We start from the raw sequence: 26,633 nt of genomic DNA, 5'->3' as shown, positions 1-26,633 counted from the left end.
GTCGTCCTCCAGGCCTCCCCCGAGGCCGACATCGGTCAATCTGGCGTGGTCAGGCGTCGCGCGGAAGCGGCTCCACCGTCTGCTCGATGGCCCCGAAGATCGAACGATGCTGGTCGTCCATCATCTCGATCCGGACCGTGTCGCCATGGGCCAGGAAGGGGGTCTCGGCGGCGCCGCGCAGGATCGTCTCGACCGTGCGGACCTCGGCGATGCAGGAATAGCCCAGGCCGCCTTCCGAGACCGGCTTGCCGGGGCCCCCGTCGGCGTCGCGGTTGGAGACCGTGCCTGAACCGATGATCGTCCCGGCCGACAGCGAGCGGGTCTTGGCCAGATGGGCGATCAGGGTCCCGAAGTCGAAGGTCATGTCCACGCCCGCGTCGGCGCGGCCGAAGGGCTGGCCGTTCAACTGAACGGTCAGTTCGCCGTGCAGCTTGCCGTCCCTGAAGCGGTCGCCCAGCGCATCCGGCGTCACGAAGACGGGCGAGAGGGCGCTGGCGGGCTTGGACTGGACGAAGCCGAACCCCTTTGCCAGTTCGGCCGGGATCAGGTTGCGAAGCGACACGTCGTTGACCAGGCCGACCAGGCGGATGGCGGCCAGGGCTTCGTCGCGCGTCACGCCCTGGGGCACGTCGCCGACGACCACCACGATCTCGGCCTCCAGGTCGCAGCCCCAGGCGGGGTCGGCGAGCGGGATGGGGTCGCGCGGCGCCAGGAAGCCGTCGGAGCCGCCCTGGTACATCAGGGGATCGGTCCAGAAGCTGGCGGGCATCTCGGCGCCCCGGGCGCGGCGCACCAGCTCGACATGATTCACATAGGCCGAGCCGTCAGCCCACTGATAGGCGCGGGGCAGGGGGGAGGCGGCGTCGCGTTCGTGGAAACGGCCGCGCGGCACGGCCTCATGCTCCAGGCTCTCGGCCAGGGCCAGAAGCCGGGGACCGCAGCGGTCCCAATCGTCCAGGGCGGCCTGGAGGGTGGGGGCGATCAGGAAGGCGTCGGTGAACCAGTGCAGGTCCTGCGAGACGACCACGAGGCGGCCGTCGCGGCCGTGCTTGAGCGAGGCGAGTTTCATGCCCAAGGCCTAGACCGATTTCGCGCCGGGGGGAACAGAGGGGCGGTCAGTGACGGGGGAGGGGCGGGGCGTCGTCCTTTTCCACCTTGGGCGGCAGGGTCGTCGCGAAGGCGCGCTGGAGGGCCGAGAGTTCTGAAATCCGGCTGGCGCGATCGCTCCAGTAGATGTGGAACGCCTCGACCGCTTGTCGGATCTGGATGCGATGGGCCGCCACAAGCTCCTGGGGGGACGGGCAGGGCGGGGGCGCAGGCGGAGGGGGCGGCGCGGCCTCCGTCACGACATAGCCGTCCTCGACGCCCGTTCCGCAGAGGCCGGACGTGAGAACCTTCGCCTCTTCCAGCTTGTAGCTGATCGGGACCGGTCGCACAGGGGGCGGGCTCGGTTCCGGGGGCTTCGGCTTGGGCTTGTCGGCCGCCTTGCCGTCCAGCGCGTCATCCAGCTTCTTGAGCGGAAGACCAGAACAGATGGTCAGAACAAATCCCAGTTCGCGACGGACGGTCGCCACAAGCTCTCGCGCCGCCGGCTCTCCGTCGCCGACCGCGCGAATGGCGCGTTCTGACGCTTGCAGAATGATCTCGTACTTGCGCTTGATGATCGTGACCAGGACGACTTCCTGTCGCCGACGCTCGCCGTTTACGCCCAGCCAGTTCGCAATGACGGCGGCGGCCACGGCGCTCAGGATCGAGAGGATGAACGCGGTCGCGCCGTCCCAGATCACGGGCGCCGCAACAACCTCGGCGGGAAAGTCGGTTTGTGTCGGCAGCATTGTCATCCCCCACTCGCCACATCATGCCGCAGCGGCGAAGCTGGGCCAAGTGAAAGGTTAACGATGTTCGGTGAGCAGGGCCTTGGCATCAGCGCCGGCGCGGGCGGCGGGGTCGCGCACCTCGACCTCGACGACCACCCCGCCTGCGGGTTCGACCGCCCACAGATAGCGGCGCTCCACCTCGACCTCGCGGCCGGACGGGGCGAAGCCGACATAGGAGTCGCCCCAGGGGGTGATCTTCTTCAGCTCGACGAAGGGCATGGCGCAGGCGGCGTCCAGCTCTTCCTCGGCCATCTTGGTCAGTTCGTCGTCGGGTGCAGGCATGGGCTCGGTCTGGAAAAAAAGAGTCTAATTCGTCTGAAATCGGGGCTCAGGGTTCGTCGGCGTAGATCGCGACGCGCGCGGCGGCCGTCGAAGACGCCGCCCCCCGATACATGCCCGAGGTGTTCATGGCGAAGGCCGGGGTTCCGGTCAGATCCATGACGATGACCCCGCCGTCGCCGCCGATGGAGCCGACGTCGGCGATCTCGGCCTCGGCCGCCGCCTGGACGGTCGCGCCGTCGGCGGTGCGGCGGCAGATGTCGCGGGCCACGGTGGAGCGGATGAAATACTCGCCCGAGCCGGTGGCCGAGACGGCGCAGCCGTCGGCGTTGGAGGCGTAGGTGCCGGCGCCGATGACCGGCACGTCGCCGACCCGGCCCCAGCGTTTGGCGGTCATGCCGCCGGTCGAGGTGGCGGCGGCGAGGCGGCCCCGACTGTCCAGGGCCACGGCGCCGACGGTGCCGAACTTCCTCTCGTTCAGCGGCGGGGCGACGGCGGCCTGGGCTCCCGGCGTCGATACGTCGGCGGGACGGGCGGGCAGGGGCAGGCCGGCCTCGGTCAGGGCCTTGGTCAGGCCCTGCCAGCGGCGTTCGGTGAAGAAGAAGGCCGGATCGACCTGTTCCAGCCCGGCCTGGGCGGCGAAGGCGTCGGCGCCGGGGCCGATCAGCATGACGTGCGGCGACTGCTCCATCACAGCGCGGGCGGCGGCGACCGGGTGGCGGGTGGTGGTCAGCCCGGCGACCGCGCCGGCGGTCAGGTCCGCGCCGTTCATGACGGCGGCGTCCAGCTCGTTACGTCCGGCCGCGGTGAAGACGGCGCCCCGCCCGGCGTTGAACAGGGGATCATCCTCCATGACCTGGACGGCGGCCTGGACCGCGTCCAGCGCCGAGCCGTCGCGCGCCAGGACGGCCGACCCGACGTCCAGCGCCCGTTGCAGGGCGGCGCGATAGGCGGCGTCCTGAGCCGGGGTCATGTGGTCGCGCTCGATGGTCCCGGCGCCGCCGTGGATGGCGAGAGACCAGCGGGGGGCCGCGGGGGTCTGGGCCAGCACAGGGTTTGAGAGTCCGAAAACCGCGAAAACGACGAAGAGCGCGTGGCGGAAGTGTGCGTATCGTCTGGATGACATGGACATACCTCTTTCGCCTCGGGAAACGCAGACGGGAGTATAGCCCGGTTTGGAAGGGGTGTTGGAAAACCGTCGAAATCAGGCTCTCGTCGCGCGTCCGCCTCGACCCCCGGCGGGCTCCAATTGCAGGCCATTGCCGTGTATGGCTCCCCGATGACCAGCGAAACAGTCACTCTTGCCGACTCCGATCCCGCGGAGTTCGCGATCTTCAAGGCCGAGTTGCAGGACGCGTTCGCCGTCGCGGTCGTCGATGAGTTCGGCAACCAGCCGGATGAGCCGATTCCCTCGGACGAGGTGTTGGACGCCGCCGTCACGGCGCCTGGCTCCGTGGTTCTGCGCATCGTGTGCGATGGCCGTAAAGTCGGCGGCGCCGTCGTCACAATCGACCCCGTGACACACCGCAACTCTCTCGACCTGTTTTTTCTGAAGATTGGCGAGGAGGGGCGGGGGCTGGGCCTCAAGGCCTGGCGCGCCATCGAGGAGCGCTTTCCCGAGACGATCGTCTGGCAGACGCACACCCCGTATTTCGAGAAGCGAAACATCCACTTCTACGTCAACAAGTGCGGCTTCCGGATCATCGAGTTTTTTAACAGATATCACCCCGATCCCAATCATCCCGGGGCGCAGGACGACCTTCCCGGAGACGGGGATGCGTTCCAGTTCGAGAAGATCATGCGGACGGCAGGGTCGGAACCCTGAGCCGATCGGGGGGAGCGCTTTCCGCCCGTCTCCGCACAGGCCTACCGCCTGTGATGCAGTCGCTTCCACAGGCGGTAGGCGATGATCGGGGCGAAGCCGCAGACCAGGGCGACGGCGAGGGTCGGCCAGAAGCCGATTTCCAGCCAGTAGCCGACCCCGCCCCCGGCGCCGGCCGCGAGGACCGGGCCGAGCCAGGGCAGCCAGGTCGGCGGCCGCATCCGCATTCAGGCGTCGACCTTGATGACGCCGCGACGGATCTGGTCCAGTTCGATGGAGTCGAACAGGGCCTGGAAATTGCCGTTGCCGAAACCCTCGTTGCCCTTGCGCTGGATGATCTCGAAGAAGATCGGGCCGAAGGTGTCCTGGGTGAAGATCTGCAGCAGCAGGCCCTCCTCGTCCGACCCGTCGATCAGGATGCGGTTCTTGCGCATCCGCTCCACGTCCTCGCCATGGTTGGGCAGGCGTTTGTCGATCAGCTCGAAATAGGTCTCGATCGTGTCCTGGAAATCGACGCCGCGCGCGCGCATGGCCTCGACCGTCTCGAAGATGTTCTCGGTGGTCAGGGCGATGTGCTGGATGCCCTCGCCGTTGTAGCGACGCAGGAATTCCTCGATCTGGGAATTGTCGTCCTGGCTTTCGTTCAGGGGGATGCGGATGGCGCGGTCGGGCGCGATCATGGCCTGCGAGAACAGGCCGGTCGCCTTGCCCTTGATGTCGAAATACTTCTGCTCTTCGAAATTGAACACCGAGCCATAGAAGCCCGACCAGGTCCGCATCTGGCCGCGACGGACATTGTGGGTCAGGTGGTCGAGGATCTCGAGACCCATGGAGTTCTTGCGCTCGGCCTCTTCCCAACCCTCGATCTCGTCCCAGGCGTCATACAGCGAGCCGGCGTCGCCATACTGGTCGATGACGTACAGCAGCGAACCGCCGATGCCCTGGAGGATATAGGGATAGTCGCCCAGCGCCCCGCCGTTCGCATCGGTTGCGGCCACGGCGCCGCGTTCCAGCGCGCCCTCGTAGGCGGCCTTGGCGTCGCTGGTGCGGAAGGCCATGCCGTTGGCCGAGGGGCCGTGGTCGGCGGCGAAGGCTTGGGCCTGACCGTTGGGCGTGCGGTGGACCAGGAAGGAGATGTCGCCCTGTTTCAGGCGTACGACGTCGGTCTTCGGGTTCACGTGGGTCTGGGTGAAGCCCATCAGTTCAAGGCGCGTAATCATCGCCTTGGGTTCCGGGCCGGTGAATTCGACGAATTCGAATCCGTCGACGCCGAGGGGGTTTTCCAGGTTGATCTGTTCCGCCGTCGTCTGGGCAGGGGCCTGATCAGAGGTGGGGGTCATGTCGTTCATGGCGCGTCTCCCGCGTAGCTTCTGTGGCGGGCTTAACCGAAAGGGGCCGCCGATTGGCGCGGAACCTAGTCGCGGATGACGACAGAGCCAAGGCGGTCCCACGGGGTCGTGATGGGGGAGGGGAGCGGAGCCAGGTTTTCAGGTCGAGCGCGTCGCCAGCATCGGCGCCGTGGTGACGGCCCAAGCCTTGGGTGTGGCCAACGGCGCCTTGCACACGGCCTCGACCGTCCGACCGTCCGCGAACCGATAGCGCACCGAAAGGCTTTGGGTGCAACGGGCCTGGACCGCGAAGAACATGGCTTCGGCGTCCGCATTGGGGTCGTGGTCCTCTATGCTGGCGAGAAGGGGGTCGCCCGACAGCACGCCGCACCTGTCGCCGGTGTCCAGCCTTATGCCTTCGGGATTCCGGTAAAAGCCCGTACCGCCGCCGGTGCAGTTCTGGTCGTTCAGATGGAAGAGGGCGGCCTGGCGATAGTCGTCCCGGCCGGGCTGCTCCTCCAGCGTGACGCCCAGGGCCGCCAGCCGGGTTTCGAGGGCCGACCAACGGTCCGCCCCAGGCCCATCAAGCAGAATGCTGACGCCGCTGTCGCGCGGGAGAAGGGCGCGGAAGTCCGCCGCGCCATAGCCGTCGCCGTTGCGGCCGGCGTCCAGCACCGTCTTCCACAGGTCGAAGATGTCGCGCCCGCCATCGGAGGCCTGCCGCGTTTCCAGATCCGCGATCCACTGGATCACGACGCCGCAATCGTAGACCGCAGAGCCGGATCGCAGACGCCGAGGATCATAGGCGCGATCCTCCAAAGCCGATCGGCAACCGTTCAGGCGCTGGGCCAGGGAGGATTTCACCTGGGCGTCATCAATGACGCCGGACGATGCAGCGGCGACCAGAGCGCCGTATTCCGCCCCGCCTTCATGAAGCCAAGGCGCGGTGTCGCCGTCCTTGGTGATGACGCCATGTCCATTCCACAGGTGGAAGGTCTCGTGCCAGACGAAGGTGGAAAGCGGGCCGGTCACCTCCTCTGGCGGGGCGTCCCAGTCGGCGCCGAAAAAGCGCAAGGCGATGACGCCGGTGTTTGTCACGTCTCCGCGAAACGTCGTCGGACCGGGGCTGTCTGTCGTGACCACCAGGACGGGTTTGTAAGGCAGGTCGCGGCCCAATCTGGCGCCGTAGAAACCTTGTGCGGCCAGAAAGCCGTCGCCCATCAGCGTGGAAAGCGATGCGGGAACCGAGGCGCCGATCACGGCCGCGCCGCCAGCCCTGCGTGTCACGGCCGCCTCGGGGCCGACGTAGGCGTAGCCTTTGATCGCCTCTGCCGCGGGCAAGGTCGTCTCGCCCTCGACAGGCCTGAAGGTCAGTTCGGCGTCCATGCCCTTCAGCGCCAGGCCGGGCCCGTAGAGCACATGACCTGCGCCGACGCGGGTCAGGCCCATATAGACCCGATCGACTTCGGCGGCGTCGGGCGCGATCAGGATTTCGAAGGTGTCGAAGGGCCGTTCGGATTGCAGGACGTCGTCCGCCAGGGTCAGGTCGGGCGTCGTGACGGTCCAAAGATTGCGGATGATGTCGGGGTCCAGGAAGGCGACCTGGTTGGTCGGTTGGGCCAGCTTCCAGGTGACTGCGACGCCGCCTGGAGCCGTACGCGCCTCTATCGTGGCCGCCTGCTGGGCTTGGGTTGGAGCCGCACCGAAAGCGAGGACAAATGCGGCCAGAACGCCGGTGAGGTTCGACTTCATGGATTCAGGCTCCGGCGACTAGGCGAGAGCATACTGATGCGATGACGCGAGGCGATTCAACTGATGCCTGCGTGCGGCGTTCTTTTTTGCAGATGTTCAGCCCGGCAGAAGCCGCGTCGCCCATTCGGCGCCCAGCAGCAGCCCGGTCGCCACCACGCCCAGGAGCGTCAGCCAGGCCGTCGTCACCGCCGCCCCGGCGATCACGAACAGGCCGTCGCGCTGGATCAGGCCGACCGACAGAAGCGCCAGGGCCACGGAGGGGATGGTGTTGGTCATCGGCAGGACGATGGTCAGGGTGGCCAGGATCATGAAGACCGCCGCCAGCTTCTCGCCCGGTCCATCGGCGAAGCGACGCAGGCGGGGGCGGGAGAACCGGTCGATCCAGCCCAGTTTCGACTCGGCGAAATCGGCCATGGCCTTGAGCCACGAACCCCTGGCGCGCAGCTTCAGCAGCCAGCGGGGCAGCCAGGGCTCTTCCCGGCCCACCAGCATCTGGCCGGCCAGCAGGATGACGGCCACCCCGACCACCTGGGGCACGCCGTAAAGGCCAGGGACCAGGCAGGGAATCGACAACAGCAGGATCAGCAGCCCATAGGCGCGCTCGTCCAGACGGTCGCGAATTTCTTCCAGGGTCAGGCCGGCCTCGCCCCCGTCGTCGGACAGCCGACGCAACAGGCGAGCGATGTCTTGGCTGACGTCGTCGGCGTGGCCGGACGGAGAGGGGACGGTCATGCCGCCTCCTTTAGAGGCGTCGGGAACGGACGGCGAGGGCTTCGATGTCGCGGCGCGTGACGTCGGACGCAGGTCTTGCTAGGGCGTCGCCCCTGCCAGGGGATTTCCATGCTTCGCAAGCTCTATGACGGCGTCTTCAATCTGGCGCGAGGGCGCCACGCGACGCCCGCCCTGGCCATGGTCGCCTTCGCCGAGAGTTCCTTCTTCCCCATCCCGCCCGACGTGATGCTGGCGCCGATGATCCTGGCCCGGCCGGAGAAGGCTTATTTTTACGCCGGGGTCTGCACCCTGGCCTCGGTCCTGGGCGGGATTCTCGGCTACGCCATCGGCTATTTCCTGACCGATCTCGGCCTGGCGATCCTCCGGGTTCTCGGCCATTCGGACGGGCTGGATCATTTCCGCCAATGGTTCGCCCAGTGGGGGCTGTGGGTCATACTGATCAAGGGGTTGACCCCCATCCCCTACAAGCTGGTGACCATCGCCTCCGGCCTGGCGGCCTTCAGTTTCCCGGTCTTCATGGGGGCGTCGGTCGTGACCCGGGGCGGCCGGTTCTTCCTCGAGGCCTGGATCCTGAAGCGCTGGGGCGCGGCCATGCTGGCCCAGGTGGAGAAACGCCTGGCGCTGTGGTCCGGGATCGGCCTGGTGGTGTTGATCGCCCTGATCGTGATGCTGAAGCTTCTGTAAGTCGACGGCGACGCCTTGGCGGGTTAAGACCGCTGCACGATGAGAGACATCTATCGCCTGATGACCCGTTGGTGGACCGCCTTCGCCCTGGCCGCGTCGTTGGCCATGCTGGGCGCGGCCCACGCCTTCGAGCGGTTCGCGGGCCTAGCGCCCTGCAACCTCTGCCTCAAACAGCGCGAGGTCTATTGGGGCGCGGTCGCCGTGGCGGCGGTGGCCACCGCCTGGACCTTGCTGAGCGGCAGCCGGCGCGGCACGCCCCGGATCGCCGCCTTCCTGCTGGCCGCCGTCTTCGCCACCGGCGCCGTCACCGCCGTCTTCCACATGGGCGGCGAGTACAAGTGGTGGAGCCTGCCCGCGACCTGTGTGGGCGGGGGCGGCGTCGATCTGGAAAGCCTGACCGCCCTGGCGCTCGGCACGGGGCCGGCCCAGAGGGTGGCCATGTGCGACGCCGTGGCTTGGAGCTGGCTGGGCCTGTCCATGGCCGGCTGGAACGCCCTCCTCTCCCTCGCGTTGGCGGGGTTCAGCCTGCTGGCGGCCAAACGCCCCAAGGACGCCCGCGCCCCCCGGATCGAAAAGGCCTGACGCCATGACCGACGCGGCGACCCCCGACTCCCGGCCTCGTCCCCCTCTGCCCCGGCCAGGCCGCGGCGCCGACAAGGCGCGGATGGATGAGATCCTGCGGGTCGATCACGCCGGCGAATATGCGGCGGTCCTGATCTATCGCGCCCAGAAGGCCGTGTTCGAGGGCCGCAAGGCGCACGGCGGCATGGTGCGCGACCTGGACGAGATGCAGGATCAGGAGGCCGTGCATCTGGCCCGGTTCGAACGGCTGTTGACCGAACGCCGGGTGCGGCCCACGGCGATGACGCCGCTGTGGCGGATCGCGGCCTCGGCCCTGGGGGCGGGCACGGCCCTGATGGGCGAGAAGGCGGCCCACGCCTGCACCGAGGCGGTCGAGAGCGTGATCGAGAAACACTACGCCGAACAGATCGCCGAGATCGGCGAGCGCGATCCCGCGCTGGCCGCCGAACTGAAACAGTTCCGCGACGAGGAACTGGCCCACCACGATCACGCCATCGAACACGGCAGCCGCGAAGGCCCGGCCTATCGGCTGCTGAGCGGGGTGATTAAGGCCGGCTGCCGGGTGGCGATCAAGGTCAGCGAGAAGGTTTAGACGTCTCCTCCCCATCGCTACGCGACAGGGAGGAGACGGGAACCTCAGAAGATCTCGAATAGGCCCGCCGCGCCCATGCCGCCGCCGATGCACATGGTGACGACGCCGTATTTGGCGCCGCGCCGCTTGCCCTCGATCAGGACGTGGCCGGTCATGCGGGCGCCGGACATGCCGTAGGGGTGGCCGATGGAGATGGCGCCGCCCGAGACGTTCAGCAGTTCGTCCGGGATTCCCAGGGTGTCGCGGCAGTAGAGGACCTGGACGGCGAAGGCCTCGTTCAGCTCCCAGATGCCGATGTCGTCGACCGTCAGGCCGTGGCGCTTCAGCAGTTTGGGCACGGCGTAGACCGGGCCGATGCCCATCTCGTCGGGCTCCACCCCCGCCACCGCCATGCCGCGATAGGCGCCGAGCGGCTGGAGATTGCGCTTCACCGCCTCGCCGGCCTCCATGATGACGCAGGCCGCGGCGCCGTCCGACAGCTGGGAGGCGTTGCCGGCGGTGATATATTCGCCCTGCTGGACCTCCTCGCCGCCGCCGAAGACCGGCTTCAGCGTCTTCAGTCCCTCCAGGGTGGTTTCGGGCCGGTTGCCCTCGTCCTTCGACAGGGTGACCTCCCTGGAGCTGGTCTCACCGGTCGCCTTGTCCGTGACCAGCATGGAGGTGGTCATGGGCACGATCTCGGCGTCCAGCCGGCCTTCCGCCTGGGCCTGGGCCGTGCGCTGCTGGGACTGAAGCGCGTATTCGTCCTGGCGGTCGCGGCTGATGTTGTAGCGGCGGGCCACGACCTCGGCCGTCTCCAGCATCGACATATACATGTGGGGCGCCAGCTTCAGCAGGGCCTCGTCCTTGGCCCGGTACAGGTTCATGTACTGGTTCTGGACCAGGGAGATGCTCTCCAGCCCGCCGCCGACCGCCATCTTCTGCTGGTCGAACATCACCTGTTTGGCCGCCGTGGCGATGCCCATCAGGCCCGAGGCGCACTGGCGGTCCAGACTCATGCCCGGAACCGAAGAGGGCAGGCCGGCGGCCAGGGCGATCTGGCGGGCGACGTTGGTGCCGGTCGAACCCTGCTGCAGGGCCGCGCCCATGATCACGTCCTCGATCTCGGCCGGATCTACGCCGGCGCGCTGGACTGCGTGTTTCACCGCATGGGCGCCCAGCTGCTGGGCCTGGGTATCGTTGAAGGCCCCGCGATAGGCCCGGCCGATGGGAGTGCGGGCGGTGGAGACGATGACGGCTTCGCGCATGACGGAGATCCTTACTTTGTTGGGCGGGCCTGTCGCGCCTTGCGCGCGACTTGAGACCAGAACGGTTTCCTCTGCGACGAACTTAGGCCCCTCACGCGGCGTCAACGCAAGCCGCGACACGTCACGAACGGCGCGGTTTCCCGACCCTCGTTCGCCCATTGTGTTGAAACGGCGCCACAGTCGCCACATTCATCCCAGGCGGGCGGAACAACCGGCCAGCGATGCCGTTTGGCTCGGGAACGTCGGGCAGCAGCTCGGCTTCAGGCATTTTACAGATTGAGGAAGCTATGAAGCTCAAACTTCTCGCCTCCGTCGCCGTCGCAGGGCTGTTCGCAGCTGGCGCGGCCTCGGCGGAACCGAACGGCTGGTACGGCGCGATCGACGCCGGTTACCACATGATCGACGACATCAACGCCGAATCGTCGACGACGGGCGCCAACTGGAACTATGAAGTGAACGACGGCTGGGCGGCTTTCGCCCGTCTCGGCTATCGCTTCAACCCCAACTGGCGCGTTGAACTCGAAGGCGGCTATCGCTCGGGCGACATCGGCACCGTGCGCGCCGTCTCCGGCACCCAGGGCCTGTGCAACCTGACCCCGGCGACCGGCGGCTGCTTCTCTCCGGAAGGCGACATCAAGTCGGCCACCCTGATGGCCAATGTCATCTATGATTTCGGCTATGAAGCCTGGGGCATCCGTCCCTTCGTCGGCCTCGGCGCCGGCGTGAACCGCGTCACCACCGACACCAACGGCAACCTGCGCGCCAACCGCGGCGCCACCTTCACCGCCGATGACGACTCGACTGAGTTCGCCGCTCAGGCGATCGCCGGTCTGGCCTGGGCTGTGGGCGACCGCACCAATATCGACCTGACCTACCGCTATCTGACGGGCGACGCCTCGTTCGCCTCGACCACGGTGGGCACGGGTCCGGGCGCGACCTCGTTCGGCGAATGGGACGGCGACTACGATCAGTCGCACACCGTGACCCTGGGTCTGCGTTACAGCTTCGGCGCTGAAGACGCCCCCCCGCCCCCGCCTCCTCCGCCCCCGCCCCCCCCGCCTCCTCCGCCCCCGCCGCCGCCCCCGGCTCCGGTGGCCCAGGCTCCGGTCGCCCGCCAGTTCGTCGTCTACTTCGACTGGGATCGCTCGGACCTGACGACGGAGGCCCGTTCGGTGGTCAGCCAGGCCGCGACCTACGCCAAGTCGGGCCGCCCGACGCGGGTCCTGATCGTCGGCTACACCGACACCTCGGGCTCGGCCGCCTATAACCTCGGCCTGTCGAACCGTCGTTCGCGCACCGTCGCGGACGCCCTGGTCGCCCAAGGCGTCAACGGCGGCGTCATCGCCCTGGACGCCAAGGGTGAAACCGCCCTGGCCAAGCCGACCGCTGACGGCGTGCGTGAGCCGCTCAACCGTCGCGCGACGATCGACATCAACTTCTAAGACCTGGCCCCCCGGCCCGACGAAAGTCGGATCGGGGGGCGCGGGATCTTGAGTGACGTCTGTCGGACGGATCAAAACCGCCGTCTTTGTTCGAGGATGGCGGTTTTTCCATGTGGAGAGACGGTAACGGTTGGTCGAAATCGCGCCGCATTATGGAATTTGGGTTGATCCGACCTTTGTAGCGAGCGAGATAAAGCCCAATGGTCACAGTCTCCGCCAAACGCCTCGATTGCGGCGAAGAGTCCTTCCTTGACCCGCCGCGCCGCTTGAAGCGCACTGGGGATCTGTAAATGGTTGATCTTCGCCAGTCGCATCGACAGGTCACGGGGCGTCGGCGGCGGCGGTACCGGCTTCGGGCGGACAGCGCCCCGGCCGTCCAATCGCGGCTTCGCGCGCAGCCCCCGTCGCCTGCGCGCGGCGGCGAGGTGACGATCCTGCCTGTCGGCTCCCGTCACCGCAGTCAAGGCCTGGCCGGCCGGCGGTTCCTGATCGTGACGGCGCCGTTCGGCGGATTCGGCGTCGCTCTGGCGCGGACGTTGGAGGCGCGGGGCGCGACGGTTCAGCGGATGATCTTCAACGCCGGCGACGCCATGAATTGGCGCCGCGCCGGCGGCGTGGTGTTCAAGGCCGCAGCCGAAGTCTGGGCTGAACGGTTGGCGGAGGTGACGGCCGACTTCACCGATCTCCTCCTGTTTGGCGAAGGCGGTCCCTATAATCGCGCGGTCCTGTCGGCGACCGAAGGGCTCGACGCCCGCGTCTGGGTGCTGGAGAATGGATATTTCCGCCCTGACTGGATCACGGTCGAGCTGAACGGCGTCAATGCGTCCAGCGGCCTTCCCCGTTTTCGCGACGGCTATCCCGCGCCGGAACCCGTCCTTCCCGACCCCATCCCCGTGGGCCGGATCCTGCCTCACCATGTGGTGAACATAACCGCCTACCATCTGGTCCAGACGTTGGGCGCCTTCCTGTTTCCCCGGCACGCCAACCATTACACGGCCTCGCCCCTGAGCCAGTGCCTGGGCCATGTGCGGCGCTATCTGGGTCTGGCTGCGCGGCGAGCGTCGGAGAATGACGTCGATGTCATCGCCGCGCGCGGCGAATTCTTCATCGTCTGTCTCCAGCGCGAAGGCGACGCGCAACTGCTTCGCTATTCGCAGTACGCCGACAACACCGCCTTCCTCGCCAAGGTCATGACCAGTTTTGCCGCCCATGCGCCCCGGAACGCGCGGCTGGTGGTGAAGAACCATCCGCTGGATCCGGGTCTGATTGATCTTGCGGCGGTGACGCGGCGTCTGGTCATAGAGCGCGGCCTGCAAGGCCGGGTCGATTTCATCGACGGCGGAAATTTGGCCCAGTTGTGTCGCGCCTCTCAGGGCATGGTGGTGAACAATTCCAGCGCGGCCCTGTCCGCCCTGGGCTTCCATACGCCGGTCAAGGTTCTGGGCGACGCCTTCTTCGACTTCGACGGACTGACCGACCAGCAGGCGCTGGACGACTTCTGGTCCGCGCCACAGGCGCCGGATACGGCCCTGTTCACCCGATTCCGCGCCCATGTGATCGCCCAGAGCCAGGTGAACGGCAATTTCCACGAGCCGCGCGCCATACAACGCACGGCGTCCGGCGTCGCGGACATGTTCGAGCGGGTCGCGTAGCCAAAAATTGCGCCTATCGGAGAACCATGTGTGGCCCTTGAGCCACCCCTGGGCCTTGTCACGAGTCTGACATATAAATGTCGCCCAGCGTTTCAAGAGCAGACGTAGAGGGGGCTGGATTGTGACGTGCTTGAAACACGTCCTGACCATTTTCGGTCCACCAGCTGGGGATAGCTAGATGACATTCCGCAACCTGGCGTACGGCGCTTCGGCCGTCGCTCTCCTGATGTCGGCCGGAACGGCCGCCTTCGCTCAAGAAACCACCGGCGGCATTACCGGTGCAGCCTATGACGCCTCGGGTTCTCCGGTGGTCGGCGCTTCCGTGACTGTGACGCACGTTCCGTCCGGCACTTCGTCTACGACCGTCACGGACGAAAACGGCGCCTTCTCTGTGCGCAATCTGCGCGTCGGTGGTCCCTACCTGGTTCAGAGCAGGTCGGTTAAGGGCGATGCCACCAAAGAAGTGTCGTCGATCGGCATTGGTTCCCCCGCCGCCGTCGAACTGATCATCGCCGACAGCTCCACAGTCGTGTCCGACGTCGTCGTTACGGCCGCTCGGGCCGGCGCTCTTCGCACTTCGCCGCGCAGCACCATTGGTCTTGAGGCCCTGGAGACGCTGCCGTCGATCGGCCGCGACATCAAGGACGTTGTCCGGACAACGCCTTTCGCTACTGTCGATCCGACCAACAACGACGCCCTATCTATTGGTGGTCAGAACACTCGCTACAACGCCATTCTGGTGGACGGCATCCGTCAGAGCGATGACTTCGGCTTGAATGGCAACGGCTATCCCACTCTCGGCACGCCAATTTCGCGTTCGGTGATCCAAGCGGTCAGCGTCGATGTTGCCCCCTACGGCGTGCAATACGGCACCTTCACCGGCGGCGTGATCAATATGGTGACCAAGTCGGGCGGCAACGATTTCCATGGTGAAGTCTTCTACGAGAAGACCAACCAGGACCTGCGCGGCGACAGCTTCAGCTACAAAGACTTCGTCACCGGCAGCCGCCAAGACCGCACGGTCACCGGCGAATTCGAGGACAAGACATGGGGCGCCACACTGACGGGTCCGATCATCAAGGACCGCCTGTTCTTCACGCTCAACTATGAAAAGGCGGAATCGACTCAGCCGGTCCTATCGGGTCCGGAAGGTTCGGGCGCTGTCAACGAGGTCGAAGGCATTACCCAGGCCGAGATCGATCAAGTGCGCGCGATCTCTGAGCGGGTCTACGGGTACGATCCGCTTGATTGGAAAGCCGACGAACTGACTGTCGAAGACGAGAAGTATTTCGGCAAGCTGGACTGGAACATCAGCGACCGTCACCGCGCGGTCTTCTCCTACCAGCAGACTCAAGGCAGCGATCTTCGGCTGAACGGCACCAGCACAAGCGGAACCTATCCGAGCGTCGGCCTGCTCTCGATGGCCTATAATCTCGAGACCACTATGAAGGTCTATCGCGGCCAGATCTTCTCGGACTGGACCGACACCTTCTCGACCGAATTTTCGGTTGCCCGCAAGGAAGTTGAAAACGTCTCTCAGAGCCTGGCGGGCAACGATTTCGCCGCCTTCCAAGTCTACTTGGACGATCCGACCGGCAGCACGCCGGCGGGTCCGGAGCGTTCGATCCGCTTCGGTCCGGAACGTTCGCGTCATGCCAACGCCCTAACCGTAGACACCACTTCGTATCGCTTCGTCGGCAACTGGGAAGCCGGTTACGGCCACCGCATCACCGGCGGTTTCGAACGAGAAGAACAGGACATTTTCAATCTGTTCGTCCAGTTCGCGAATGGCGAATATGAATTCGCCTCAATTGAGGACTTCGAAAACCGCCAGGCTTCGGCCATCGGTTATCAGAGCGCCGCGTCGAACAACAAGAACGACGCGGCAGCCAGCTTCGGCTACGCCATGAACAGCCTCTATGTTCAGGACGAATGGCGGGCTACGCCGGAACTGACCGTGACAGCCGGCCTGCGTTACGACTGGTACGAGACTGATGACGCGCCGCAGCTGAACAAGGGCTTCGTTGATCGTTACGGTTTCGCCAACAACGCCACTGTTGACGGCATCTCTGTGCTGCAACCCCGCCTTGGCTTCAACTGGCGCCCGTCGGCCGATCTGACCGTTTACGGTGGAATCGGCCGCTTCCAGGGTGGTTCGCCGAACGTCTGGATTTCGAACGCCTATTCGAACTCGGGCAATCTGATCGGCGCCTACCAGTGCAAGATCAGCTCGGCCTATACGTCACAGTTCTCGCCGAGCGCGGTCTGCGCCGACCCAACCGCTCTGCAGAACATCGACGGCCTTAAACCGAGTAAGGTCGCTCAGGACGCGGTCACGGACAGCGCCAAAGCCGGCACCGGCAACATCAATCTGGTGGATCCCACCTTCGAGACTCCTTCGATCTGGAAGACCTCCATCGGCGCCACCAAGGTGTTCGATCTGACCAACTTCCGACTGGGCGAAGGTTGGGCCGTGACTGCCGAGTATGTTCACTCGGAGCTGGATAATGCCGTGGGCTGGGTGGATCTGAGCATGAACAAGACGGTCACCGGCACCGCGCCGGATGGTCGTCCCGTTTATGGTCCGAACCCAACTCGTAACGGCCAACAGGTTCTGATGCTGACCAATTTCGATGGCGGGGAAACCGACCAGTTCGCGGTTGCGCTGGCTAAGGACTGGTATGACGGCTGGCTGAACGGCTTCGGCTTTGACCTGTCCTACACCTATCTCGACAGCACGGATCGATCGCCGGCGACCTCGTCGACGGCCAGCTCGAACTACGGCAATATCGCCCTGTCTGATCCGAATAATCCGACTCTGGCGACTTCGAACTACGAGATCGAACATGCGCTTAAGCTGAACCTCAGCTACTCGCGCGCCTTCTTCGGCGACTATCGGACTCGCATCAGCCTGTTCGCTCAGCGCCGTTCGGGCCTGCCGTTCAGCTATACGTTCGGCACCAGCTCGACGACCTTGTTCGGCGAGGCCTACTCGACTCAACGTCAGTTGCTGTATGTGCCGCAGGCTGACTCGTCGGGCAATGTGACGGCCTCCAGCGACCCGCTGGTCCGTTACGGCGCAAACTTCAACGTTGCGGCGTTCAACGACTTCCTGCACCGCACGGGCCTGATCGACTACGCTGGCGAAATCTCGCCACGCAACGGCTTCAAGTCGCCCTACGTGACGACGGTCGATCTGCACCTCGAGCAGGAACTGCCGGCGTTCTTCCCCGGCGGTTCGAAGCTGGTCGGCTATATGGACATCGAGAATCTGGGCAACCTGATCAACGATGAATGGGGTTCGATCCAGCAGATCGCCTTCCCCTATACGTCGAACAACGTCGGCGCCACGCGCACCGGAAGCCAATATTACACCTACAACACCTTCACCCAGCGTAACCCCGCCACGTTTGGCACCAACTCGGTGTGGCAGATCAAGCTGGGCGTCCGCTACTCGTTCTAAGCGAACTTAGACTGCAAGACTGACGAAGGGCGGTCCGTTCGCGGGCCGCCCTTTTTCTTTGCGTATAGCCCGCCGTTGAAGTCGGGGGCGGTTGGGGCCATATGGCGCGGCTCGCGGGTCGCCCGCCCGCTCCGTTGGACCCCAGACAGGACCTGCCCGCCGATGACCGCTCCCATCTCCGCCGCCATTCCTGCCGAGTGGGCTCCGCACCGCGCCATGTGGGTGGGCTGGCCCAGCCATGCCGAATACTGGTTCGAGGCGCTGGAACAGGCGCAGGACGAGGTCGAGGGGCTGGTGCGGGCTCTGGCCGGGCCGGGGCTTGAACAGGTCAAGCTGATGGTCGGCAAGGCCGAGGTGCTGGCGGACGCCCGGGCGCGCTTTGAGGGCGTCGAGAATGTCGAGGTGGTGGCCGGTGAGTTCGGCGACATCTGGCTGCGCGACACAGGGCCGATCTTCGGCGAGGGGTCGAAGACGGCGGCGGCGTTCAAGTTCAACGGCTGGGGCGGGAAATACGACATGCCGGGCGACGAGCTGGTCGCCGGTCAGATCGGCGAACATGCGGGCGTGGCCCTGACGTGGAACGATTTCGTCATGGAGGGCGGGTCGCTGGATCACGACGGGGAGGGGACGGTGCTGACCACCCGCCAGTGCCTGCTGAACCCGAACCGCAACCCGGCCTGGAACCAGGATGAGGCGGTCGCGACCGCCGCGCTGGAGGCCGCCATTGGCGCCAAGGCGGTGCTTTGGCTGGGCGACGGCCTGTTGAACGACCACACAGACGGACACGTGGACAACCTGGCCCGCTTCGTCGCGCCGGGCGTCGTGGCCTGTCCCATCGCCTGGGGGCGGAACGACCCCAACGCCGAGGTCTATGACGCCACTGCGCGCGATCTGTCGGGCATGACCTACGCGGCGGGGCGTAAGCTCCGTGTACTGAGAATTCCGTCTCCGGGCCTGGTGCTGGACGAGGACGAACGCCCGATTCCGGCCAGCCATATGAACTTCCTGATCGCCAACGGCGCCGTGGTGGTGCCCACCTACGGCGACGACGAGGCCGCGCGGTTCGCCTGCGAGGCCCTGGCGACCGCCTTCCCTGATCGCGAGATCATTCCGCTGCCGTCCAAGGCCATCCTGACCGGCGGCGGCTCGTTCCACTGCATCTCCCAGCAGGAGCCCGAATGAGTGGTGAGTGGCGAGTGGCGAGTGGCGAGGTTCGTCACTACCGCGACCTGCTGGTCTGGCAGAAGGCGCTGACCTGGGTCGAACTTGTCTATACGGCGACCCGCGAATGGCCGTCCGATGAGCGTTTTGGACTGATCAGCCAAGTCCGGCGGGCTTGCGTGTCTGTGCCTTCCAACATCGCCGAAGGTTGTGCCCGGCGTTCCACGCCTGAATTTCTGCGTTTCCTCTCTATCGCCAGGGGATCGCTGGCGGAGGTGGAGACCCAACTGATTATCGCCCAACGGCTGACCTATCTGGAGGACGCCGCACTGACGCGGCTGCTCGACTCCGCCGACGAAATCAGCCGGATGCTTTCCGGCCTCATCTCCAAGCTCGAGGAGCGCACGAAATGACTTCCCTCGCCACTCGCCACTCGTCACTCGCCACTTCCAGAACCATCTCCGTCGCCGGCATCCAGACCTCTTATGGCGAGGACATGCAGGCGAACATCGTCAAGACGATCGACTTCGTGCGCGAGGCGGCGGGCAAGGGCGCGCAGGTGATCCTGCCGTCGGAACTGTTCCAGGGGCCGTATTTCTGCGTGTCGCAGGAGGAGCACTGGTTCAGCCAGGCCTATGAATGGCGCGAACACCCCTGCGTCACGGCCATGGCGCCGGTGGCCAGGGAACTGGGCGTGGCCATACCGGTCTCGATCTTCGAGAAGGACGGGCCGCAGTATTACAATTCGCTGGTCATGCTGGACGCGGACGGCGAGGCGCTGGGCGTCTATCGCAAGAGCCATATCCCCGACGGCCCTGGCTATCAGGAGAAGTATTATTTCCGGCCGGGAGATACGGGCTTCAAGGTCTGGAAGACGCGCTTCGGCAAGGTCGGGGTCGGCATCTGCTGGGACCAGTGGTTCCCGGAAGCCGCGCGGGCGATGATGCTGATGGGCGCCGACGTGCTGATGTATCCGACCGCCATCGGCACCGAGCCGCATGACGCGACCCTGCACACGGCCCAGCCGTGGCGGCGCGCCATGCAGGGCCACGCCGTGTCCAACGCGGTTCCCGTCGTCGGGGCCAACCGGATCGGGCATGAGATGGTGACCGAGGTCGGCCAGACCTTCTACGGCCATTCCTTCATTGCCGATCAGCAGGGCGATCTTGTCGAGAGCCTGGGCGCCGAGGAGGAGGGGGTGCTGGTGCACCGCTTCGACCTGGATGAACTGGACAAGTATCGCGCCGCCTGGGGCTTCTTCCGCGATCGGCGGACGGATCTATATGGGGTGTTGACGGGGGCGCGGGGGGCTTAGCCCCGCATCCCCTCCACCGCCGCCACCAGCCGGTCAAGGTCGGCGGGCGTGGACAGCCGGTGGTCGCCGCCTTCGATCAGGTCCAGGCGGACGTCGCCGCCCGTCAGTCGCTCGACCAGTTCGACCTGATGGCGCCAGGGGACCACGTCGTCGGCGCGGCCCTGGAGGATGTGGACTGGCGCGACGATCTCGATGACGCCGTCCAGCAGCAGCCAGTCGCGCGCCTCTTCGAACATGCGTCGGGTCAGGACGTATTCGCCCAGGCCCGCCTCGACGATCAGGGTCTCGCCCTCGCGCAGGATGGCCTGCCGCTCATGATCGGCCAGGCCGGGCCACATCAGCCGTTCGGTGAAGTCCTGGGCCGGATTGACCAGGACCAGCCCGTTGATCCGCTCGGGCCGCGCCAGGGCCGCCAGCAGGGCGACCCAGCCGCCCATCGACGATCCGACCGGGATGATCGGACCGGACAGGCTGTCGATCAGGGCGACCGCATCCTCGCGCCAGCGGCCGATGGTGGCCTGGCGCCAGTCGCCCGAAGACTGGCCGTGGGCGAAATGGTCGTAGCGGATATAGTTCCAGCCGCGTTCGCGCGCCGCCGCGTCCAGGGACAGGGCCTTGGTCCCCTCCATGTCGGAGCGGAAGCCGCCGACCCAGACGACCGTCGGGCCGCCGCCCTCGATGCGTTTGAAGGCCAGGATTTCGCCGTCGGGGCGGGACAGGTGCTGGATGTCGGTCATGGGGGCGTTCTGCCCGGACTTTCCTTCGCCGTCACCCTTGACCGCGCCGCGCGATGGCGGAACACAGGCCCATGTCCGCACCCCAGGTCCTGTTCGTCACCTCCAATCGCATCGGCGACTGCGTCATCTCCTCGGGCGTGATCCGCGAGATTTCACGTCAGGTTCCGGGAGCGCAGATCACCGTCGCCTGCGGCCGGCCGCCCGCGCCCTTCTTCCGCAATGCGCCCGGCGTCGTGCGCACCATCGTGCTCGACAAGAAGAAGATGGCCGGACACTGGGTCGATCTGTGGAAACAGGTGCGTTCGACCCGCTGGGATCTGGTCGTCGACATCCGGGGCTCGGCCCTGGCCTATCTGATCCCGGCCAAGCGACGCGTCGTCTATAATCGCTCGTGGGAGACGGGGCTGCGCAAGGTCGAGATGGTGTCGCGGCTGATGGGGGCGCCGACGCCGCTGGACCCTGAAATCTTCCTGGACGATCAGGCGCGGGCCGAAGCCGCCGCCGTCATCGATCCGCAGCTGGCCGGCGGCGCCGGGCCCGGTCGCATCATCGCCCTGGCCCCCATCGCCCACCAGCCGGGCAAGAGCTGGCCCGCAGACCGCTGGGGCGCCCTGGTCGAGAAGCTGAAGGCCGAGCCGCGTTTCGACGGCTGGCGCTTCATGCCCGTGGGCGGGCCGGGCGACCGGCCGCCGGCGACGCCCGCGCTGGTGGCCGCAGGCGCGCGCGGGATCGACTTCGTGGGCAAGGGCGACATCCTGGCTTCGGCCGCCGCCATCGACCGGGCCGATCTGTTCGTCGGCAATGACTCCGGCCTGATGCACGTGTCGGCGGCGCTGGGGCGACCGACGCTGGGCCTGTTCGGGCCGACGGAATGGTGGCTGTATGGTCCCTGGGGGCCGAAGACGCGCACGGCGGCCTCGAACGAGACGCGCGGGGAGTTCGCCCCCATCGAGGCTCTGAGCGTCGATCATGTCTTCGAAGCGGTGCTGGCGCTGCACGACGCCTATATCGCCGAAACGCCCGCCAAGCCTTGAAAAACCGGGCTTCTGGGCGCATATTGCCGTCATGAGGGGAACGTGGCGACAGCCGCGTGCATTCGCTCATCACGACACACGCCTTCTTTGACCACATAAGGAAACGACGCCCATTCGCCGTCCCATGCAAGCGCCACCCGTGAAAGACGGGCCGCGTATGAACCAGGATATCCGCGCCCCTCGCGTTCTGCTCATTGATCAGAACGGTGAGAAACAGGGCGTCATGCCCACCTCTTCCGCGCTCGAAGCCGCCGAAGAAGCCGGGATGGACCTGGTCGAGATCGTCTCCACCTCCGAACCGCCGGTGGCCAAGATCCTCGATTACGGCAAGCACCGTTTCCAGGAACAGAAGAAGAAGGCCGAGCAGCGCAAGCGCCAGAAGGTCGTCGAGCTCAAGGAAATCAAGCTCCGTCCGAACATCGACACCCACGACTATGAGGTGAAGGCCAAGGCCATGCACCGCTTCTTCGACGAGGGCGACAAGGTCAAGGTCACGCTGCGCTTCCGCGGCCGTGAAATGGCCCACCCCGAACTGGGCATGAAGCTGCTGAACAAGGTCCAGGCCGATTTCGATGAAATCGCCAAGGTCGAGTTCGCGCCCAAGATGGAAGGCCGCCAGATGATCATGATCCTGGCGCCGCGCTGATCGGCACGATCCATCGCTGATCTGGAAAGCCCCGACCGGACCCGGTCGGGGCTTTCTTTTTTCGCGCGTGGGGCGCGGACCTCTTGCAACTTGCGGGCGGGGCGTCCGAAAAGGAGGTTCGACTCGGGGGAGGACGTGCGTGGTGTTCAGGTCAGGGGCGAAGGCGGTCGCATTTGCGGTCGCGGCTTTGGTTTGCGCAGGGAATGCGGGGGCCTGGGCCCAAAGCGAGGGGCAGGGCGCGGCCCGGAGCGTGGCTCCCCCGCCGCTTGAGGCCTATGGCGCGACGCCGGCCATCGAATATATCGAACTGTCGCCCAGCGGCGACCTGATCGCCCGCATCACCGTCGTGGGCGAGACGCGGGCCATCGCCGTCACCCGGATGACGACCGGCGAGCATCTGTTCGCCGCCGACGTCGGCGACGTCAAGGTGCGCGACCTGCGCTGGATCGGCGAGAACCGGGTTCTGGTCGTCACCTCGCAGACGCGGGGCATCGCCATGCTGGGCGTGCCGCGGTCGGAACTGTTCTTCGGCCAGGTGCTGGATCTGGAGAAGAAGAAGCTGGTCCAGGTGCTGGATCGCACGCCGGACGTGCTGGCCGTGCTTTACGGTTCGGCTTCGATCCGCACCACGCAGGACGGCGAGGCCCTGTTCGTGCGCGGGGTCAATGTCACGACCGACCAGATCGATCTGCACCGCATCGACCTGAGAACAGGGCGCGGCCGCTCCGTGGCCGCGATGGATCGCGAGACCGACGACTATGTGCTGGACGGCGACGGCGAGGTGATCGCCATGGCCCGCTATGTCGAACGCACCGGCCGCTGGTCGTTGCGACTGCCCAACAAGGGGCGCGGCTTCCACGAGGCCTGGGCGACCGACGCCCCGGTGGACACCCCCTCCTTCTACGGCATGGGCCGCACGCCCCGCACGATTGTCATCGGCGCCGACCGGCCGGACCTGGCCCAGCAGGAAACGGATTCCGAGACTTCGGACGTCCTGTTCGAGGTCAATGTGGACACCGGCGAATGGACCCGCCTTCCGTTCGAACACCATCCCGACTTGCTGGTGCATCATCCGCAGACCCGTCTGCTGATCGGCGGCGCCCGCACCGAGGAAGACGGCGTCCGGTACGAGTTTCTGGAACCCCAGGCGTCGCGGCGGTGGCGGTCCATTGAGCGGGCCTTCAAGGACAAGGCCCCGCGACTGATGTCCTGGAACGATGATCTGAGCCTGATCGTCGTCTTCACCGACACGGGCGAGGCGGGTCAGTATCAGTTGGTCGATTTTGATCGCGGCGTGGCCGACAGCCTGGCCGAGTCCTATCCGACCATCGCCCCCGAACAGGTCGGCGCCGTGCGCCCCATCCACTACGCGGCCCAGGACGGGCTGGATATTCCCGGCTATCTGACCCTGCCGCCGGGCGTGTCCGAACCCTCGGGCCTGCCGCTGGTGGTTCTGGCCCATGGCGGGCCGGCGTCGCAGGACGTGGCGGGCTTCGACTGGTGGGCCCAGGCCCTGGCGTCGCGGGGCTATGCAGTCTTGCAGGCCAATTTCCGGGGATCGACCGGCTATGGCCGCGACTTCCTGGAGGCCGGCTATGGCGAATGGGGGCGCAAGATGCAGACGGACCTGTCCGACGGCGTGCGCTGGCTGGCGGGCGAGGGGATCATCGACCCGGCTCGTGTCTGTATCGTCGGCGCCAGCTACGGCGGCTATGCGGCCATGGCGGGGCTGACGCTGGACGGCGACGTCTATCGCTGCGGCGTGTCCGTCGCGGGCGTGTCCGACCTGCGCCGCATGGTCAATTGGGAAGCGCGGCAGGAAAATCGCAACGACAGCCAGACGGTCCGCTACTGGAACCGGTTCATGGGCGCTGCGCGCCTGAACGACCGGGCGCTGGACGCCCTGTCGCCGGCGCATCTCGCGGCCGCGGCCGACAGTCCCCTGCTGCTCATCCATGGCAAGGACGATACGGTGGTGCCCATCGAACAGAGCCGGGTCATGGCCGAGGCCTTGCGCCGCGCCGACAAGCCGGTGGAGCTGATCGAGCTGCAGGGCGAGGATCACTGGCTGTCGCGTTCCGTGACGCGCCGGCAGATGCTGGTCGAGACGGTGCGGTTCCTGGAGGCGAACAATCCGCCTCGCTAGGCCTGATACGCCGCGCTAAGGCTGGGGCATGATCGTTTCGCCCGTTACGCCCCCCAAGGTTCGCGCGCCCGCCCTGGCCGTGCTGTTCTCGGTAGTCTTCATCAATCTGGTCGGGTTCGGCCTGGTGGTGCCGCTGTTGCCCTTCTTCGCCCAGAGCCTGAAGGCCGAGGCGTGGCAGATCACCCTGATGTTCTCGGCCTATTCGCTGGGCCAGTTCTTCGCCGAACCCTTCTGGGGGCGGCTGTCGGACCGGATCGGGCGCAAGCCCGTCCTGCTGGCGACGCTGGCGGCCAATGCCGTCGGCTATCTGATGCTGGCCTTCGTGCCCAATATCTGGCTGGCCATCGCGGTGCGCCTGTTCACGGGACTGGGGGCGGGCAATATCTCGACCGTCCAGGGCTATGTCGCCGACGTCACGCCGCCGGAGCAGAGGGCGGGGCGGATGGGGCTGATCGGCGCGGCCTTCGGCCTGGGCTTCATCGTCGGGCCGGGGCTGGGCGGCCTGCTGACCCAGCCGCAGCTGGGACGGCTGGGCTATCAACTGCCGATCTTCCTCGCTGCGGCCCTGGCGGCCCTGGCGGCGGTCGGGGTGATCGTCTTCCTGCGCGAGAGTCGGGCCAAGGCCGATCCTGCGGCGGCGCGTCCGCCCTTCCTGGCGGGGCTGAAGGACGCGCGGACCAATCCGGTGGTGTCGCGGGTCCTGGTCGTGACCCTGGTCTATATGGCCGGCTTCTCGGCGATGGAGAGCGTGTTCGGCCTGTGGTCCGAGAGCCGCTACGCCTGGGGCGCGCGCGAGGTGGGGCTCAGCTTCATGATCGTGGGCGTGATATCCACGCTGAACCAGGGCTTCTTCGCCGGGCGTCTGGCGCGGCGGTTCGGCGAGGCGCGGGTGCTGGCGACGGGGATGCTGCTGTTCGGCGCCTCGCTGGTGCTTCAGGTCCTGGCGCCGGTCGCCTGGTTCCCCGCGACCCGGCTGGAGCTGGGCGCCCTGTCGATCCCCCTGGTCCAGGGCTGGGTCATTCCCCTGGTCATGGCCGTCGGCGCCTGCGGCATGTCCCTGGCCATGCCCAATATCTCGGCCATGATCAGCCGCGCCTCTCCGCCCGACCGGCAGGGCGCCATGCTGGGTCTGAACATGGCCTCCAGCTCGGTGGCGCGGATCTTCGGACCCATGGTGGCCGGGGCGCTGTTCTCGGGCCTGGGGCACGACTGGCCCTTCCTGGTCGGGGCGCTGCTGACCATCCCGGCGGCGGTGATGGCGGTCAACGCCGGGCGGGCGATCCGGCGAGGTCAGGGCGCGGCGAATGCGCCCGTTACGTCCTTGTCCTGACTCATCTTGCGTCGGCCGGCGTCTTCGCTTACAAGCCGCGCCTTCGCGTACCGAACCGCCGGGCGAACAGGCATGCCTAGGCGGTTCTTAAACTCTGAGGAACACCACCCCACGGCTCAAGCAGCCCGAAGGGCGGTAGCCCCTCAAAAAGGAGACTGAAATGCCGAAACTGAAGACGAAGTCGGGCGCCAAGAAGCGCTTCAAATTCACGGCCACTGGCAAGGTTAAGGCCGGGGTTGCGGGCAAGCGTCACCGCTTGATCAGCCACAACTCGAAATACATCCGCCAGAACCGCGGCACCTCGGTCATGGCCGACGCCGACGCCAAGAAGATCAAGTCCTACATGCCGTACGCCTGATCGGCGCGCGCTGTACGACGGATCTCAACCCAAAGAATTTGAAGGAATAGCGACATGGCTCGCGTTAAACGTGGCGTAACTTCGCACGCCAAGCACAAGAAGGTTCTGGAGCAGGCCAAGGGCTTCTCCGGCCGCCGCAAGAATACGATCCGCACGGCCAAGGCCGCCGTCGACCGCGCCGGGCAATACGCCTATCGCGACCGTCGCGCCAAGAAGCGCAACTTCCGCGCCCTGTGGATCCAGCGCATCAACGCCGCCGCGCGTATCGAAGGCTTCACCTACAGCCAGTTCATCAACGGCCTGAACAAGGCCGGCATCGAACTGGACCGCAAGGTCCTGGCCTCGATCGCCGCCGACGGTGCGGGCTTCAAGGCCGTGGCCGACAAGGTTCGCGCCGCCCTGGCCTAAGGGCGCCGGGCCAAGGCCCGTCCGCGTTCGATAAAGATCAACGCCC

General features: G+C 66.4%; 26 protein-coding genes. 16 read left to right on the top strand and 10 right to left on the bottom strand.

Features of this window, described 5'->3' with window-relative positions; translation table 11 throughout:
- Nucleotides 1-49: 49 nt before the first annotated feature.
- Genes ACW18C_RS14910 through ACW18C_RS14895 form a run of 4 tightly spaced genes read right to left on the bottom strand, consistent with a single transcriptional unit; the run spans nt 50 to nt 3,207 of the window.
- Nucleotides 50-1,069 carry a fumarylacetoacetate hydrolase family protein gene (locus tag ACW18C_RS14910; RefSeq protein WP_492071736.1) on the bottom strand — a complete coding sequence of 340 codons (1,020 nt, stop codon included), beginning with the start codon at nt 1,067-1,069 and terminating at the stop codon, nt 50-52.
- Between the two features lie 46 nt (nt 1,070-1,115).
- Nucleotides 1,116-1,835, bottom strand: a complete 720-nt coding sequence (locus ACW18C_RS14905) for a hypothetical protein (RefSeq protein ID WP_492071735.1) — start codon at nt 1,833-1,835, stop codon at nt 1,116-1,118.
- Between the two features lie 57 nt (nt 1,836-1,892).
- Nucleotides 1,893-2,159: a hypothetical protein gene (locus ACW18C_RS14900; protein ID WP_492071733.1), complete on the bottom strand. Its 267-nt coding sequence runs from the start codon at nt 2,157-2,159 to the stop codon at nt 1,893-1,895.
- A 46-nt stretch (nt 2,160-2,205) separates the two neighbouring features.
- Nucleotides 2,206-3,207, bottom strand: coding sequence for an isoaspartyl peptidase/L-asparaginase family protein (locus ACW18C_RS14895; protein WP_492071732.1), 1,002 nt, complete (start codon nt 3,205-3,207; stop codon nt 2,206-2,208).
- Between the two features lie 228 nt (nt 3,208-3,435).
- Between ACW18C_RS14895 and ACW18C_RS14890 the strand changes: the two genes are divergently transcribed.
- On the top strand, nt 3,436-3,981 hold the full coding sequence (locus tag ACW18C_RS14890; protein ID WP_492071731.1) for a GNAT family N-acetyltransferase: 546 nt from the start codon (nt 3,436-3,438) through the stop codon (nt 3,979-3,981).
- Between the two features lie 41 nt (nt 3,982-4,022).
- Here the strand turns inward: ACW18C_RS14890 and ACW18C_RS14885 are convergent, their stop codons facing one another.
- From ACW18C_RS14885 to ACW18C_RS14870, 4 genes are all read right to left on the bottom strand, one after another.
- On the bottom strand, nt 4,023-4,205 hold the full coding sequence (locus tag ACW18C_RS14885) for a hypothetical protein (RefSeq protein ID WP_372705587.1): 183 nt from the start codon (nt 4,203-4,205) through the stop codon (nt 4,023-4,025).
- The gene (gene hppD, locus ACW18C_RS14880; protein WP_492074037.1) at nt 4,206-5,318 is read right to left on the bottom strand and encodes a 4-hydroxyphenylpyruvate dioxygenase; all 1,113 of its coding nucleotides are present in this window, start codon (nt 5,316-5,318) and stop codon (nt 4,206-4,208) included.
- 147 nt (nt 5,319-5,465) lie between these two features.
- A complete protein-coding gene (locus ACW18C_RS14875; protein WP_492071729.1) occupies nt 5,466-7,058 on the bottom strand; it encodes a hypothetical protein in 1,593 nt (530 codons plus the stop codon).
- A 96-nt stretch (nt 7,059-7,154) separates the two neighbouring features.
- The gene (locus tag ACW18C_RS14870) at nt 7,155-7,790 is read right to left on the bottom strand and encodes an exopolysaccharide biosynthesis protein (protein ID WP_492071728.1); all 636 of its coding nucleotides are present in this window, start codon (nt 7,788-7,790) and stop codon (nt 7,155-7,157) included.
- A 108-nt stretch (nt 7,791-7,898) separates the two neighbouring features.
- On the opposite strand from ACW18C_RS14870, the gene ACW18C_RS14865 reads away from it, so the two are divergent.
- Genes ACW18C_RS14865 through ACW18C_RS14855 form a run of 3 tightly spaced genes read left to right on the top strand, consistent with a single transcriptional unit; the run spans nt 7,899 to nt 9,648 of the window.
- Nucleotides 7,899-8,474, top strand: coding sequence for a YqaA family protein (locus tag ACW18C_RS14865; protein ID WP_008258849.1), 576 nt, complete (start codon nt 7,899-7,901; stop codon nt 8,472-8,474).
- 39 nt (nt 8,475-8,513) lie between these two features.
- Nucleotides 8,514-9,056 carry a disulfide bond formation protein B gene (locus ACW18C_RS14860; protein WP_492071726.1) on the top strand — a complete coding sequence of 181 codons (543 nt, stop codon included), beginning with the start codon at nt 8,514-8,516 and terminating at the stop codon, nt 9,054-9,056.
- A gap of 4 nt (nt 9,057-9,060) precedes the next feature.
- Nucleotides 9,061-9,648, top strand: a complete 588-nt coding sequence (locus ACW18C_RS14855) for a demethoxyubiquinone hydroxylase family protein (RefSeq protein WP_492071725.1) — start codon at nt 9,061-9,063, stop codon at nt 9,646-9,648.
- A gap of 44 nt (nt 9,649-9,692) precedes the next feature.
- Here the strand turns inward: ACW18C_RS14855 and ACW18C_RS14850 are convergent, their stop codons facing one another.
- Nucleotides 9,693-10,895 carry an acetyl-CoA C-acyltransferase gene (locus tag ACW18C_RS14850; protein ID WP_492071724.1) on the bottom strand — a complete coding sequence of 401 codons (1,203 nt, stop codon included), beginning with the start codon at nt 10,893-10,895 and terminating at the stop codon, nt 9,693-9,695.
- 287 nt (nt 10,896-11,182) lie between these two features.
- Here ACW18C_RS14850 and ACW18C_RS14845 point away from each other — a divergent pair, with 287 nt between their 5' ends.
- The 6 genes from ACW18C_RS14845 to aguB all read left to right on the top strand — a co-directional run bounded on the left by ACW18C_RS14845 (nt 11,183) and on the right by aguB (nt 19,928).
- Nucleotides 11,183-12,337: an outer membrane beta-barrel protein gene (locus tag ACW18C_RS14845; RefSeq protein WP_492071723.1), complete on the top strand. Its 1,155-nt coding sequence runs from the start codon at nt 11,183-11,185 to the stop codon at nt 12,335-12,337.
- A gap of 290 nt (nt 12,338-12,627) precedes the next feature.
- Nucleotides 12,628-13,989 carry a capsular polysaccharide export protein, LipB/KpsS family gene (locus ACW18C_RS14840; RefSeq protein WP_492071722.1) on the top strand — a complete coding sequence of 454 codons (1,362 nt, stop codon included), beginning with the start codon at nt 12,628-12,630 and terminating at the stop codon, nt 13,987-13,989.
- A 178-nt stretch (nt 13,990-14,167) separates the two neighbouring features.
- On the top strand, nt 14,168-17,452 hold the full coding sequence (locus ACW18C_RS14835; protein ID WP_492071721.1) for a TonB-dependent receptor: 3,285 nt from the start codon (nt 14,168-14,170) through the stop codon (nt 17,450-17,452).
- Nucleotides 17,453-17,614: 162 nt separating this feature from the next.
- The gene (locus ACW18C_RS14830; protein WP_492071719.1) at nt 17,615-18,634 is read left to right on the top strand and encodes an agmatine deiminase family protein; all 1,020 of its coding nucleotides are present in this window, start codon (nt 17,615-17,617) and stop codon (nt 18,632-18,634) included.
- Entirely contained in the window at nt 18,631-19,026 is a 396-nt protein-coding gene (locus ACW18C_RS14825; protein ID WP_492071718.1) for a four helix bundle protein, read from the top strand. Before ACW18C_RS14830 ends, ACW18C_RS14825 begins: the two co-directional genes overlap by 4 nt.
- Complete coding sequence (gene aguB / locus ACW18C_RS14820) at nt 19,023-19,928, top strand: N-carbamoylputrescine amidase (RefSeq protein WP_492071717.1); 906 nt, start codon at nt 19,023-19,025, stop codon at nt 19,926-19,928. The genes ACW18C_RS14825 and aguB overlap by 4 nt, the downstream gene beginning before the upstream one ends.
- Here the strand turns inward: aguB and ACW18C_RS14815 are convergent.
- On the bottom strand, nt 19,925-20,665 hold the full coding sequence (locus ACW18C_RS14815; protein ID WP_492071715.1) for an alpha/beta fold hydrolase: 741 nt from the start codon (nt 20,663-20,665) through the stop codon (nt 19,925-19,927). The genes aguB and ACW18C_RS14815 overlap by 4 nt on opposite strands.
- A 71-nt stretch (nt 20,666-20,736) precedes the next feature.
- Here ACW18C_RS14815 and ACW18C_RS14810 point away from each other — a divergent pair, with 71 nt between their 5' ends.
- From ACW18C_RS14810 to rplT, 6 genes are all read left to right on the top strand, one after another.
- Nucleotides 20,737-21,699, top strand: a complete 963-nt coding sequence (locus ACW18C_RS14810) for a glycosyltransferase family 9 protein (RefSeq protein ID WP_492071713.1) — start codon at nt 20,737-20,739, stop codon at nt 21,697-21,699.
- 124 nt (nt 21,700-21,823) lie between these two features.
- Nucleotides 21,824-22,345 (top strand): translation initiation factor IF-3, encoded by a 522-nt coding sequence (gene infC, locus ACW18C_RS14805; protein WP_035309352.1) that lies wholly within the window; start codon nt 21,824-21,826, stop codon nt 22,343-22,345.
- 250 nt (nt 22,346-22,595) lie between these two features.
- Nucleotides 22,596-24,491, top strand: coding sequence for an alpha/beta hydrolase family protein (locus ACW18C_RS14800; protein ID WP_492071711.1), 1,896 nt, complete (start codon nt 22,596-22,598; stop codon nt 24,489-24,491).
- Between the two features lie 28 nt (nt 24,492-24,519).
- Nucleotides 24,520-25,821, top strand: coding sequence for an MFS transporter (locus ACW18C_RS14795; RefSeq protein WP_492071710.1), 1,302 nt, complete (start codon nt 24,520-24,522; stop codon nt 25,819-25,821).
- A gap of 160 nt (nt 25,822-25,981) precedes the next feature.
- Nucleotides 25,982-26,179, top strand: a complete 198-nt coding sequence (gene rpmI / locus ACW18C_RS14790; protein WP_003166435.1) for a 50S ribosomal protein L35 — start codon at nt 25,982-25,984, stop codon at nt 26,177-26,179.
- A 54-nt stretch (nt 26,180-26,233) separates the two neighbouring features.
- On the top strand, nt 26,234-26,587 hold the full coding sequence (gene rplT / locus ACW18C_RS14785) for a 50S ribosomal protein L20 (RefSeq protein ID WP_008258832.1): 354 nt from the start codon (nt 26,234-26,236) through the stop codon (nt 26,585-26,587).
- Nucleotides 26,588-26,633: the final 46 nt, after the last annotated feature.

Source organism: Brevundimonas sp. FV1ye7S (assembly GCF_058680995.1).
This window is presented reverse-complemented; position numbering and strand designations above follow the sequence as displayed.